Annotated in this window: 10 protein-coding genes; 3 read left to right on the top strand and 7 right to left on the bottom strand. The window is 57.2% G+C overall.

Annotation, left to right across the window (positions count from 1 at the left end):
- The first annotated feature begins 96 nt into the window (after positions 1-96).
- Both cls and JL05_RS15210 read left to right on the top strand, forming a co-directional pair.
- Entirely contained in the window at positions 97-1,557 is a 1,461-nt protein-coding gene (cls, locus tag JL05_RS15215) for a cardiolipin synthase (protein WP_004932137.1), read from the top strand.
- Positions 1,558-1,613: 56 nt separating this feature from the next.
- Positions 1,614-1,937 carry an HI1450 family dsDNA-mimic protein gene (locus JL05_RS15210; protein ID WP_004932139.1) on the top strand — a complete coding sequence of 108 codons (324 nt, stop codon included), beginning with the start codon at positions 1,614-1,616 and terminating at the stop codon, positions 1,935-1,937.
- A 73-nt stretch (positions 1,938-2,010) separates the two neighbouring features.
- Here the strand turns inward: JL05_RS15210 and oppF are convergent, their stop codons facing one another.
- The 7 genes from oppF to JL05_RS15175 form a co-directional block, all read right to left on the bottom strand.
- Complete coding sequence (gene oppF, locus JL05_RS15205) at positions 2,011-3,012, bottom strand: murein tripeptide/oligopeptide ABC transporter ATP binding protein OppF (RefSeq protein ID WP_004932143.1); 1,002 nt, start codon at positions 3,010-3,012, stop codon at positions 2,011-2,013.
- A complete protein-coding gene (locus JL05_RS15200) occupies positions 3,009-4,025 on the bottom strand; it encodes an ABC transporter ATP-binding protein (RefSeq protein WP_015378086.1) in 1,017 nt (338 codons plus the stop codon). The genes oppF and JL05_RS15200 overlap by 4 nt, the downstream gene beginning before the upstream one ends.
- An 11-nt stretch (positions 4,026-4,036) precedes the next feature.
- The gene (gene oppC / locus JL05_RS15195; protein ID WP_004932149.1) at positions 4,037-4,945 is read right to left on the bottom strand and encodes an oligopeptide ABC transporter permease OppC; all 909 of its coding nucleotides are present in this window, start codon (positions 4,943-4,945) and stop codon (positions 4,037-4,039) included.
- A gap of 14 nt (positions 4,946-4,959) precedes the next feature.
- The gene (gene oppB / locus JL05_RS15190) at positions 4,960-5,880 is read right to left on the bottom strand and encodes an oligopeptide ABC transporter permease OppB (protein ID WP_004932150.1); all 921 of its coding nucleotides are present in this window, start codon (positions 5,878-5,880) and stop codon (positions 4,960-4,962) included.
- An 82-nt stretch (positions 5,881-5,962) separates the two neighbouring features.
- Positions 5,963-7,600 carry an oligopeptide ABC transporter substrate-binding protein OppA gene (oppA, locus tag JL05_RS15185; RefSeq protein WP_033632876.1) on the bottom strand — a complete coding sequence of 546 codons (1,638 nt, stop codon included), beginning with the start codon at positions 7,598-7,600 and terminating at the stop codon, positions 5,963-5,965.
- Positions 7,601-7,748: 148 nt separating this feature from the next.
- The gene (locus tag JL05_RS15180) at positions 7,749-9,386 is read right to left on the bottom strand and encodes an ABC transporter substrate-binding protein (protein ID WP_033632875.1); all 1,638 of its coding nucleotides are present in this window, start codon (positions 9,384-9,386) and stop codon (positions 7,749-7,751) included.
- Between the two features lie 696 nt (positions 9,387-10,082).
- On the bottom strand, positions 10,083-10,727 hold the full coding sequence (locus tag JL05_RS15175; RefSeq protein ID WP_015378089.1) for a YchE family NAAT transporter: 645 nt from the start codon (positions 10,725-10,727) through the stop codon (positions 10,083-10,085).
- A 531-nt stretch (positions 10,728-11,258) separates the two neighbouring features.
- On the opposite strand from JL05_RS15175, the gene adhE reads away from it, so the two are divergent.
- Positions 11,259-13,931, top strand: a complete 2,673-nt coding sequence (gene adhE / locus JL05_RS15170; protein WP_033632874.1) for a bifunctional acetaldehyde-CoA/alcohol dehydrogenase — start codon at positions 11,259-11,261, stop codon at positions 13,929-13,931.
- The last annotated feature ends 9 nt before the right edge of the window (positions 13,932-13,940 follow it).

Below are 13,940 nucleotides of genomic sequence, written 5' to 3'. Positions count from 1 at the left end.
TATTTATGTAACATAAGCGCCGATAAAAGGTTTCGCCTTGCCCGATCTGTGCGTACACTCATCATTGGTGGTTTGCGAACGGGATTTTTCGCCTTTATGACAACATTTTATACCGTAATCAGTTGGCTCATGGTGTTCGGCTACTGGCTGCTGATCGCCGGCGTGACAATGCGCATTTTGATGAAACGCCGTGCGGTTCCCTCTGCCATGGCCTGGCTGCTGGTTATCTATATTCTGCCGCTGTTCGGCATCGTCGCCTATTTATCGTTCGGCGAACTGCATCTGGGCAAGCGCCGTGCCGAGCGCGCCAAGGCCATGTGGCCGTCGACCGCGCGCTGGCTGAAGGAATTGAAAGAGAGCCGCCGCATCTTCGCCACCGAATACAGTGAAGTCGCCGAACCGCTGTTCCAGCTGTGCAACCGCCGCCAGGGCATCGACGGCGTCAAGGGCAACCAGCTGCAGCTGCTCACCACTACCGACGACACGTTGAAAGCGCTGATCCGCGACATCGAGCTGGCGCGCCACAACATCGAAATGGTGTTCTATATCTGGCAGCCCGGCGGCCTGGTCGATCAAGTGGCCGAATCGCTGATGGCCGCCGCGCGGCGCGGCGTACACTGCCGCCTGATGCTGGACTCCGCCGGCAGCCTGCCATTTTTCCGCAGCCCCTACCCGGCGATGATGCGCAACGCAGGCATCGAAGTGGTCGAAGCGCTGAAGGTCAACCTGCTGCGCGTATTCCTGCGCCGCATGGATCTGCGCCAGCACCGCAAGGTGGTGCTGATCGACAACTACATCGCCTATACCGGCAGCATGAACATGGTCGATCCGCGCTATTTCAAGCAGGATGCGGGCGTCGGCCAATGGATCGATCTGATGGCACGCATGGAAGGCCCGGTGGCCACTACGATGGGCATCGTCTATGCCTGCGACTGGGAGATTGAAACCGGCAAGCGCATTCTGCCGCCGCCGCCGGACGTCAACATCATGCCGTTCGAGCAGGAAAGCGGCCACACCATTCAGGTGATCGCCTCCGGCCCCGGCTTCCCCGAGGAGATGATCCACCAGGCGCTGCTGACCGCGGTCTATTCCGCGCGCGAGCAGCTGATCATGACCACGCCGTACTTCGTGCCGAGCGACGATCTGCTGCACGCCATCTGCACCGCCGCTCTGCGCGGCGTTGAGGTCAGCATCATCGTGCCGCGCGACAACGATTCGATGATGGTGCGCTGGGCCAGCCGGGCGTTCTTCTCCGAGCTGCTGGAAGCCGGCGTGAAAATCTATCAGTTCGAAGGCGGCCTGTTGCACACCAAGAGCGTGCTGGTCGACGGCCAGCTCAGCCTGGTCGGCACCGTCAATCTGGATATGCGCAGCCTGTGGCTCAACTTCGAGATCACCCTGGTGATCGACGACGACGGCTTCGGCAGCGATCTGGCCTGCGTGCAGGAAGATTACATCGCTCGTTCCAAGCTGCTGAACGCCAAAGAGTGGTTGAAGCGGCCATTCTGGCATCGCCTGGTCGAGCGCCTGTTCTACTTTTTCAGCCCGTTGCTGTAAAAGCCGCGGCGAGCGTGCTTTAATAGCGCCAAATCATTTGTTATCAGGATTTTTTTATGGATTTGAATAACCGCCTTACCGAAGACGAAACGCTGGAACAGGCCTACGACATCTTCCTCGAATTGGCCGGCGACAATCTGGATCCGGCGGATATTCTGCTGTTCAATCTGCAGTTTGAAGAGCGCGGCGGCGCAGAACTGTACGACCCCTCCGAAGACTGGAGCGAGCACGTGGATTACGACCTGAATCCGGACTTCTTCGCCGAAGTGGTGATCGGTCTGGCGGACAGCGACGGCGAGCCGATTAACGACGTGTTCGCCCGCGTGCTGATCTGCCGCGAGAAAGACCACAAGCTGTGCCACATTCTGTGGAAAGAGTGATTCGCCGCTCATATTTCGGATAAAAAAAGCCCCGCTGACTCAGCGGGGCTTTTTGTTGCCGGCTAGCGGCGCATTACAGCGGATCGACCTTCAGGCATGAAACCGCATGACGGAAACTGCCCTCCAGCAGCGGACGCGTCTTGGCGCACTCCGGCCCGGCGATCGGGCAGCGGGTGCGGAACACGCAGCCGGACGGCGGGTTGATCGGCGAAGGCAGCTCCCCTTCCAACAGCTGGATCTGCTTTTCCTTCTCCTTGTCCGGATCCGGAATAGGCACCGCCGACATCAGCGCCTTGGTGTAAGGGTGCTGCGGATTGTGATACACCTCGTCATAGGTGCCCAGCTCCACCGCATGACCCAGGTACATCACCAGCACGCGATCGGAAATGTGCTTCACCACCGCCAAATCGTGGGCGATAAAGATCAATGACAGCCCCATTTCGCGCTGCAGCTGCTGCAACAGGTTTACCACCTGCGCCTGAATCGACACGTCCAACGCGGAAACCGGCTCGTCGCAGATCACCAGCTTCGGTTCGAGGATCAACGCGCGCGCGATGCCGATGCGCTGGCATTGGCCGCCGGAGAACTCGTGCGGATAACGGTTGATCAGGTTAGGCAGCAGGCCGACCTTCAGCATCATCGCCTTGACCTTGTCCTTCACTTCCTGACGCGGCATTTTCGGGTAGTAAGTGCGCAGCGGCTCGGCGATGATTTCGCCGATGGTCATGCGCGGGTTGAGCGAAGCCAGCGGATCCTGGAAGATCATCTGGATATCGCTGCGGGTTTTGCGCCAATCGGCGTCGTTCATGCCCAGCAGATCTTTACCCAGCCAGGCGACGCGCCCGCTGGTGGCCTTCACCAGACCGATGATGGCGCGCGCGAAGGTGGATTTGCCGCAGCCGGATTCGCCGACCACGCCCAGGGTTTCCCCCTCGAACAGCCGCAGCGTAACGCCATCGACCGCCTTTAGGGTTTTCGGCGGCTGCCAGAACCACTGCTTGTCGTCATGAATGTCGAAGTGCACTTTCAGATCGGCCACTTCGAGCAGCACTTTCTTGTCGGTTACCGCTGTCATACCAACGCCTCCACCGGTTTAAAGCAGGCGCGCAGGCGCCCTTCCCCAAATTGCTCCAATGGCGGAGCGCTCGCGCACTGTTCCATGGCGTACGGGCAGCGCGGCTGGAACGGGCAACCTTTCGGCAGCCGCAGCAGGTTCGGCGGGTTGCCGGGAATGGTCAGCAACGCTTCACCTTCGGCGTCGAGGCGCGGCACCGCGTTCAACAACCCGATGGAGTACGGGTGGCTCGGCTGGTAGAACACCTCGCGCGCGCTGCCGTATTCCATGGTGCGGCCGGCGTACATCACCAGCACCTTGTTGCAGATGCCGGCCACCACGCCCAGATCGTGGGTGATCATGATGATGGCAGTGTTGAACTCGCGCTTGAGCTCGTTGAGCAGCGTCATGATCTGCGCCTGAACGGTCACGTCCAGCGCGGTAGTCGGCTCGTCGGCGATCAGCAGCTTCGGCCGGCACAGCAGCGCCATGGCGATCATCACGCGCTGGCGCATGCCGCCGGAAAACTCATGCGGATACATGCGCATGCGCTTGCGCGCTTCCGGCATTTTCACCGCGTCGAGCATGCGTACCGACTCTTCAAAGGCTTCGCTTTTGCTCATTTTCTTATGCAGCATCAGCACTTCCATCAGCTGTTCGCCAACGCGCATATACGGGTTGAGCGAGGTCATCGGGTCCTGGAAGATCATCGAGATCTCTTCGGCCCGCAGCTTGTTGAGCTGGTTTTCCGGCAGGTTGAGGATTTCGCGGCCGTTGAATTTGGCCGAGCCGCCGATGCGGCCATTGCTGGCCAGCAACCCCATCAGGGCGAACGCGGTCTGCGATTTGCCGGAGCCGGATTCGCCGACGATGCCCAGCGTTTCACCGGCGCGCAGATCGAAGTTCAGATCGTTCACCGCCGTCACGTCGCCGTCCGGGGTGGAAAACGTGACGCGCAGGTCTTTCACGTCCAGCAGCGGCGACGCTTTAACGCCGACGGCGGTTTGCATCTCAGGATGTTCAATGGTGCTCATGGTGGCACTCCTTAACGATCTTTCGGGTCGAGGGCGTCACGCAGGCCATCGCCGATGAAGTTGAAACAGAATAGAGTGACAACCAGGAAACCCGCCGGGAACAGCAGCAACCACGGTGAAACTTCCATTGAGTTGGCGCCGTCGCTGAGCAATGCGCCCCAGCTGCTCAGCGGCTCCTGCGTGCCCAGCCCCAGGAAGCTGAGGAAGGATTCGAACAGGATCATGCTCGGCACCAGCAACGAGGCATACACCACCACCACGCCGAGCACGTTAGGCACGATATGCCGCAGCACGATGTTGCGCGTGGATACGCCGCACACCAGCGCCGCTTCGATGAACTCCTTGCGCTTCAGACCGAGGGTTTGGCCGCGCACGATACGCGCCATGTCCAACCACGACACCATGCCGATCGCCACGAAGATCAGCAGGATATTCTGGCCGAAGAAGGTCACCAGCAGGATCACGAAGAACATGAACGGGAAGGAGTTGAGGATCTCCAGCAGGCGCATCATCACCGAGTCGATCTTGCCGCCCAGATAGCCGGACATCGCGCCGTACAGGGTGCCGACGATCACCGCCACTAGCGCCGCCGCCACGCCGACCATCAGCGAGATGCGCCCGCCGATCGCCACGCGCACCAGCAGATCGCGCCCGGAGGAGTCGGTGCCGAAATAGTGCCCCGATTCAACGCTGGGTGCGGCGGACATCATCGCCCAATCGGTATCGTCGTAGGCGAATTGCGACAGCATCGGCGCCAGCACCACAAACAGAGTGATCAGCGCCAGTATGAACAGGCTGCTGACCGCCGCGCGGTTGTGCATAAAACGCCGACGCGCGTCTTGCCACAGGCTGCGCCCTTCCACTTCCAGCTTCTCGCTGAAGTGTTCCAGAGCTTCGCTGTTCTTTTTAGTCAACATCATTCGCGTGCTCCAGATTAATAACGGATTTTCGGATCGATGACCGCATACAGCACATCGACGATCGCGTTGAACAGAATGGTCAGAGCGCCCACCAGAATGGTCAGGCTCAACACCAGGGAGTAGTCGCGGTTCAGCGCGCCGTTAACGAACAGCTGGCCGATCCCCGGCAGACCGTAGATGGTTTCGATCACCATTGAACCGGTGATGATCCCGACGAACGCCGGGCCCATGTAGGACAGCACCGGCAACAGCGCCGGCTTCAGCGCGTGGCGGAAAATGATGCGACGCATCGGCAAGCCTTTGGCGCGCGCGGTGCGGATGAAGTTGGAGTGCAGCACTTCAATCATCGAGCCGCGCGTGATACGGGCGATGCTGGCGATATAGGCCAGCGACAACGCCACCATCGGCAAGATGATGAACTTAGGCGCACCGCCGTTCCAGCCGCCGCCCGGCAGCCATTTCAACGTGATGGCGAAGATCAGCACCAACAGCGGCGCCACCACGAAACTGGGTATCACCACCCCGGTCATGGCGAACCCCATCACCGTATAGTCCCATTTGGTGTTCTGGTTCAGCGCGGCGATCACACCGGCGCTCACGCCCAGCACCACCGCCAGCAGAAACGCGGCCAGGCCGAGCTTGGCGGAGACCGGGAAAGAACTGGCCACCAAATCGTTGACCGAATAATCCTTGTATTTAAAGGACGGGCCGAAGTCTCCCTGCGCAAGCTGCGCCAGATAATGACCGTACTGTTTCCAGATCGGGTCGTTCAAATGATATTTGGCTTCGATATTCGCCATGACTTCCGGCGGCAATGCGCGTTCCCCGGTAAATGGACTGCCGGGCGCCAGGCGCATCATGAAGAATGAGATGGTGATAAGGATAAATAGTGTCGGGATCGCTTCCAACAAGCGACGAAGTATAAATTTAAGCATTGCCCTAACCCTGTGCGACAGCCTGATGACGGCTTATTATTCTCAACATGGGCCGGCGGCCAGGCCGCCGGCGCTTACCGTATCAATGCTTGATGATGTACAGGTTTTTGTCGTACACGTTATCAAGCGGGTCTTTGCCGGTGTAGCCACCGACGTAAGGTTTCACCAGACGGGCGTTCACGTAGTAATACAGCGGAACAATGGCGGAATCTTTATCCAGCTGAACTTCCGCTTTCTGATACAGATCGGCGCGCTCGTCTTTGCTCTTCGCGGTCAACACGTTGGCCATCAGCTTATCGAACTCGGCGCTTTTGTAGTGCGGGGTGTTACTGCTGCTGTCGGACAGCATCATGTTCAGGAACGAACTCGGTTCGTTGTAGTCGGCGCACCAGCCGGCGCGCGCCACGTCATAGGTGCCCTGATGACGGGTATCCAGGAAGGTTTTCCACTCCTGGTTCACCAGCTTCACGTCCACGCCCAGATTTTTCTTCCAGATGGAGGCGGCGGCGATCGCCAGCTTCTTGTGCAGGTCTGATGTGTTGTACAACAGGGAGAAGGTCAGCGGTTTACCCGGGCCGTAGCCGGCTTCCGCCAGCAGTTTCTTCGCCACTTCGTTGCGTTTTTCCTGCGTCCAGCCGAACCACTCCGGCGCGGTCAGCTTGGCGCCGTCGGTGTATGGCGGCGTAAAGCTGTAGGCCGGCAGATCGCCCTGGTTTTTCACCTTGTTGACGATGATGTCGCGATCCATACCCAGCTTCAGCGCTTCACGCACGCGCGCATCGGTGAACGGCGCCTTCTGGTTGTTGATTTCGTAGTAATAGGTGCACAGATAAGGATCGACGTGCACCTCTTTCGGGATCTCTTTCTTCAGCTTCTGGAACAGTTCGATCGGCATGTTGTTATAAGTCATGTCGATTTCGCCGGTGCGGTAGCGGTTAACGTCGGTCACTTCCGACGAAATAGGCAGGAACGTCACTTTATTGATGATGGTTTTGGCGTTATCCCAATATTCCGGGTTGCGTTCCAGTACGATGCGTTCGTTGACAATCCAGTCTTTCAGTTTGTAGGCGCCGTTGCTGACGTAGTTGGCCGGCAGCGTCCACTTCTCGCCGAATTTCTCCACCGCCTCTTTATAAACCGGCTTCATGGCGTAGTGCGGGGTCATTTCAACCAGATAAGGCACCGGCTCGCTCAGGGTCACCTGGAAAGTGTGGTCGTCGATGGCCTTCACGCCCAGCGTCGACTTGTCTTTTTTACCGGCGATGATGTCATCGACGTTTTCCACATGGGCGTACTGCAGGTAGCTGGCGTAAGGCGACGCGGTTTTCGGATCCACTACGCGCTGCCAGCTGTAGACGAAATCTTGCGCCGTCACCGGCTTGCCGTTGGACCATTTGGCGTCTTTGCGCAGGTGGAAGGTCCAGACTTTGAAATCCTTGTTATCCCAGCTTTCCGCGACGCCCGGCACGATGGAACCGTCCGGGCTGTTGTTCGCCAGGCCTTCCATCAGATCGCGGGTCACGTTGTTTTCCGGCACGCCCTCGATTTTATGCGGATCCAGCGACTGCACTTCGGAACCGTTGTTTTTGACGATTTCTTGCTTATCCGCCAGCTGCACCCCCGCAGGAACGTCGGCGGCGAAAGCGCCGGTGGTTGCTGTGATGCCGAGCGCAGCGATGACGCCGGCGGCAATGAGGGTTTTCTTCGTGATGTTGGTCATACTTATCGACTCCAGTTTTTATTATCACAGGCTCTTCGTGGAACCTGCGTTGCCCGTAAGCGGACTCTGTTTTCCCGCCGCCGCGGAACGAATGCGGCGGCCGGCCTTCCCTATATTCCCCAGCGCCTCGGCGTGAGGAATACCCCTTTTACTGCTTGATAATGTACAGATTCTTAACGTCGGTATAGTCCAGCGGATCTTTGCCGGTGAACCCGCCTACCGTCGGCTTAATCAACCGCGCGCTGACGCGGTAATACACCGGGATCAACGCGGAGTCTTTGTCCAGCTGCGCTTCTGCCTGCTGATAGAGCGCGGCGCGCGCGGCCTCATCCGGCGCCTTCAGGGTGGCGGCCATGATGGCGTCGAACGCCGGGCTCTTATAAAACACGGTATTGATGCTGCTGTTGGACAGCACCAGGTTCAGGAACGCGCTCGGTTCGTTGTAATCCCCGCACCAGGTGGCGCGCGCCACGTCGTATTGCCCCTGATGGCGGCTTTCCAGCGAGGTCTTCCACTCCTGATTGCGCAGCGTGACGTCGGCGCCGAGATTCTTTTTCCACATCGACGCGGCGGCGATCGCCTGCTGTTTGTTTTGATCGGAGGTGTTGTACAGCAGCGAGAATTTCAGCGGCTTGGCGTCGCTGTAACCCGCTTCCGCCAGCAGTTTCTTGGCTTCGGCGTTGCGCTGTTCCTGGCTCCAGCCGGCCCAGGCGGGCTGCGTGAAGTTGGCGCCTTCGGTGAAGGTTGGCGTGAAACTGTAGGCCGGGATCTGCCCCTGGCCCATGATCTTGTTGGCGATGATGTCGCGATCCAGCGTCATCTTCACCGCCGCACGCACCCGCGGATCGGTGAAGGGCGCCCGCTGGTTATTGAGTTCGTAATAGAAAGTGCACAGATAAGGGTTAACGTGCAGTTGCTCGGGCACTTCGCGCTTCATTTTGACGTACAGGTACGGCGGAATGGCGCTGTTGGTGATGTCGATCTCGCCGCTGCGGAAGCGGTTGACGTCGCTGACTTCGGAAGCGATCGGCAGGAAGGTCGCCTGATTGATCACCGTCTGCTTGTTGTTCCAGTAGCTCGGGCTGCGCTCCAGCACAATGCGCTCGTTCACCACCCACTCTTTCAGACGGTAAGCGCCGTTGCCGACATAGTTGGCGGGCAGCGTCCATTTGTCGCCGAATTTCTCCACTACCGCGCGCTTCACCGGTTTGAGCGACGTGTGGCTCAACATGCTGATGAAATACGGCACCGGTTCGCTCAGCGTCACCTGCAGCGTCTGGGCGTCCAGCGCCTTGACGCCGAGGGCCTGTGGAGGCTTCTTACCGGTCAGGATATCGTCGATATTGTCGACTTTGGTGTATTGCAGGTAGCTGGCATAGGGCGAGGCGATTTTCGGATCGGCCAGGCGCTGCCAGCTGTAGACGAAGTCTTGCGCGGTCACCGGGCTGCCGTCGCTCCACACCGCGCCGGGGCGCAGGTGGAAGGTCCATTGCTGATAATTCTGGTTTTCCCAGCTCGCCGCCGCCGCCGGCACCACATGCCCGTTGGCGTCGGTGCTCACCAGCCCTTCCAGCAGGTTAAGAATGATATTGCTTTCCGGTACGCCCTCGACCTTATGCGGATCCAATGAAGCCACTTCGCTGCCGTTGTTGATCACAATATTCTGCTGCTGCGCCAACTGAACGCCGGCCGGCACTTCCGCCGCCAAACTGCTATTTATGGCGCCGACGCTCAGCGCGCCGCTAATCAACAAGGTCAAAGAAGTGCGCTTCAGGGTTTGCTGCATAATCGAGGCTCCTTTTCACCGACAAGCATCGCTTATCGAAGTTTGTGAAGTGTTTATAAGAATTCTAAATAAACGGATACCAGCAAAAATCATTCCCGTTTTTATGGCGCATTTCAGTTAATTGACCACGGGAAAGTTGCTCGGAAATTAGCAGAAGCCAAATTCCATAGCCAATAAATTTTACGAAAATGTTAAGCAATTCTCTTTTATCGCACGAAGCCCGATCCGGCCCCCAAGATCGATGGCGCAGAGAAACAAAATCATCGCTATGATTTTAAAGAAAAAAAAGACGAAATCATTTCATTTGAAACCATCAACGCAATCTCATTACCGCACAAAGAAACATTCAGTTAACAATCCGGACATTCAAAGAACAAACACCTGCCTATGGTCGGTTAATCACTAATAACACCTGGATGAAAGTGAGACAAGCCCCACAGAATGATGTGATTAATTTAACAACAGCTTTACCGTTGAACGGGGGCAAAACGCGTGGAAATGGGGGAAGAAAAGTGTCTGAAATAACGCTTAGCGTTTTTTTTGCACAGCAACATGAGATTTATGCAACATAAGAGTGCAACCGCATAAATTTTATTCATCCTGTGCACTATAATAATGCGAACCAATAAATAATTTAAACTTTAAAATTAATTTTAGCCGCGCCAAGGCGAAAGGTGCGCGGCTAAACAAAGGGTATTACAACAGGCCGGGGAATATCGCCTTAATGCCGGTAACGATAAACTCGATCCCGAGCGCCATCAGCAACAGACCCATGATACGGGTGATCACGTTGATGCCGGTCTGCCCAAGCAAACGCACCAACAGCGGCGCGGCGCGGAACAACAACCAACAGCAAAAGGCGAACAAGGCGATCGCGACCGTAAAGCCGAGCAGGCTTTGCCAGTTGTGATAACGGGAACTCCACACGATGGTGGAACTGATCGCCCCCGGCCCCGCCATCAGCGGCAGCGCTAACGGCACCACGCCGATGCTCTCGCGGATCGCGCTCTCCGATTTTTCCTGTTTGTTCTGTTTGTCTTCTCCCAGCTTGCCGCTGATCATCGACATGGCGATGGTCACCACCAGAATACCGCCGGCGATGCGGAACGAATCGATGGAGATGCCGAACATCCGCAAGATCCCTTCGCCCAGGAACAGCGATGTCCACAGAATAATGGCGACCGACAGGTTGGCGGTCAGGTTGGTTTTATTGCGCCCTGCTTCCGCCTGGTAGCTGGTCATGCTGATAAACACCGGCAAGATGCCCACCGGGTTGACCAGCGCAAACAGACCGACAAAGAACTTGATAAAGCCGGAAAGATCCAACAGAGATTGGCCCACAGATGGCTCCGCGTTAAGTGCTATAAAAAGGTGTGCTGCCTATGCGCGCTAATGTAATGGAATTGCCGCGGGTAATCCATCCGGCCAGAGCAGCATTTTTGACTACCAGCAAGTTAGGCAACAAAACAAATGCCCTTTGTTAAAGTGATGTATGGCCTTTTGATTTTTTATGTTGAAAAAAGAGTCATCGATCACAGTTATTGATAACCACTCTCAACACCGTCAAGCTGAAAGGTGTCAGCTTGCACTTTTCATGATTTAGATCACAAATTAACTACCCAACAGTGGGTAAGCTCTTAGTCGTAGTCAGGGAGTAGAACAAAGTCGGTGGCAATCCAGCCGGTTCCGTTCTCTTCACTGCCTGCCCCTCCGGTTGGCGCAGGGTAAAGCTCTTTAAGCAAATCAGCAGCATGCGAAGAAATAACGCGGGACCCCCCCGGTATTCGAATCACCGTCTATTCCCGTTATGACTATACTAGTGGCTCGCACGGCTTATTTACTGAAAGAGTTTAACATTATCAGGAGAGCATTATGGCTGTAACGAATGTCGCTGAACTGAACGAGCTTGTCGCACGTGTCAAAAAAGCCCAGCGCGAATATGCCAACTTCACTCAAGAGCAAGTGGATAAAATCTTCCGCGCTGCCGCCCTCGCCGCTGCTGATGCCCGTATCCCGTTGGCCAAAATGGCCGTGGAAGAATCCGGAATGGGTATCGTCGAAGACAAAGTGATCAAAAACCACTTCGCTTCCGAGTACATCTACAACGCCTATAAAGATGAAAAAACCTGTGGCATCCTGTCTGAAGATGACACTTTCGGTACCATCACCATCGCCGAACCTATCGGCCTGATTTGCGGTATCGTCCCTACCACCAACCCAACTTCTACCGCGATCTTCAAAGCGCTGATCAGCCTGAAAACCCGCAACGGCATCATCTTCTCGCCGCACCCGCGTGCGAAGAATGCCACCAATAAAGCCGCCGATATCGTGCTGCAAGCCGCTATCGCCGCCGGCGCGCCGAAAGACATCATCGGTTGGATCGACCAACCTACCGTCGAGCTGTCCAACCAGCTGATGCACCACCCTGACATCAACCTGATCCTGGCCACCGGTGGCCCGGGCATGGTGAAAGCCGCCTACAGCTCCGGCAAACCCGCCATCGGCGTCGGCGCCGGTAATACGCCGGTCGTGGTAGACGAAACCGCAGACATTAAGCGCGTGGTCGCCTCTATCCTGATGTCCAAAACCTTCGACAGCGGCGTTATCTGCGCTTCCGAACAGTCGGTCATCGTCGTTGACGCTATCTATGATGCGGTACGCGAACGCTTCGCTTCCCACGGCGGCTATCTGCTGCAGGGTAAAGAACTGAAAGCGGTGCAGGACATCATCCTGAAAAACGGCGGTCTGAATGCGGCCATCGTCGGGCAATCCGCACCGAAAATCGCCGAAATGGCAGGCATCAAAGTGCCGGCCAACACCAAAGTGCTGATCGGTGAAGTGAAGCTGGTCGACGAGTCCGAACCTTTCGCACATGAAAAACTGTCGCCTACCCTGGCGATGTACCGTGCCAAAGACTTCGAAGACGCGGTCGCCAAAGCCGAAAAACTGGTCGCCATGGGCGGTATCGGCCACACGTCCTGCCTGTACACCGACCAGGATAACCAAACGGCTCGCATCGCCTACTTCGGCGATAAAATGAAAACGGCTCGCATCCTGATCAACACCCCGGCTTCTCAGGGCGGTATCGGCGACCTGTACAACTTCAAACTCGCGCCTTCGCTGACGCTGGGTTGCGGTTCCTGGGGTGGCAACTCCATCTCTGAAAACGTCGGACCTAAACACCTGATCAACAAGAAAACTGTAGCGAAGCGAGCAGAAAACATGTTGTGGCACAAACTTCCGAAATCGATCTACTTCCGCCGTGGCTCGCTGCCTATCGCGCTGGAAGAAGTGGCGACCGACGGGGCGAAACGCGCCTTCATCGTGACCGACCGTTTCCTGTTCAACAACGGCTATGCTGACCAGATCACCAAGGTTCTGAAGTCTCACGGCATCGAAACCGAAGTGTTCTTCGAAGTGGAAGCCGATCCGACGCTGAGCATCGTGCGTAAAGGCGCCGAGCAGATGAACTCCTTCAAACCGGACGTCATCATCGCGCTGGGCGGCGGTTCGCCGATGGACGCCGCGAAAATCATGTGGGTGCTGTACGAACATCCTGAAACCCACTTCGAGGATCTGGCGCTGCGCTTCATGGACATCCGCAAGCGTATCTACAAATTCCCGAAAATGGGCGTGAAAGCGAAAATGATCGCCATCACCACAACCTCAGGCACCGGTTCGGAAGTCACGCCGTTCGCGGTCGTGACCGACGACGCCACCGGGCAGAAATACCCGCTGGCCGACTATGCGCTGACCCCGGACATGGCGATTGTCGACGCCAACCTGGTGATGAACATGCCGAAATCCCTGTGCGCCTTCGGTGGCCTGGATGCGGTGACCCACGCGCTGGAAGCCTACGTCTCGGTGCTGGCGAACGAATACTCCGACGGCCAGGCGCTGCAGGCGCTGAAACTGTTGAAAGAGTATCTGCCGGCCAGCTACAAAGAAGGCGCGAAAAACCCGGTTGCCCGTGAACGCGTGCACAACGCCGCCACCATCGCCGGTATCGCTTTCGCCAACGCCTTCCTCGGGGTTTGTCACTCCATGGCGCACAAACTGGGTTCGGAGTTCCACATTCCGCACGGCCTGGCCAACGCGATGCTGATTTCCAACGTCATTCGCTACAACGCGAACGACAACCCGACCAAGCAGACGGCCTTCAGCCAGTACGACCGCCCTCAGGCGCGCCGCCGCTACGCTGAAATCGCCGACCACCTCGGCCTGAGCGCACCGGGCGACCGCACCGCGCAGAAGATTGAGAAACTGCTGGCCTGGCTGGACGAGCTGAAAACCGAGTTGGGCATCCCAACCTCCATCCGTGAGGCGGGTGTGCAGGAGGCGGACTTCCTGGCGAAAGTCGACAAGCTGTCGGAAGACGCGTTCGACGACCAATGCACCGGCGCCAACCCACGCTATCCGCTGATTGCCGAACTGAAGCAAATCATGCTGGATACCTTCTACGGCCGCGAATTCAGCGAAGCAGTCGAAGAGGAAGCGGCAGCTCCGGCTGCAGCCAAAGCCGCGGTAAAGAAGCCCAAGAAATAACGGTTTCGT

Source organism: Serratia nematodiphila DZ0503SBS1 (assembly GCF_000738675.1).
In the GTDB taxonomy this organism is placed as follows: Bacteria; Pseudomonadota; Gammaproteobacteria; order Enterobacterales; family Enterobacteriaceae; genus Serratia; species Serratia nematodiphila.
The sequence above is the reverse complement of the archived record's forward strand: the minus strand, read 5'-3'. Positions and strand labels throughout refer to the sequence as shown.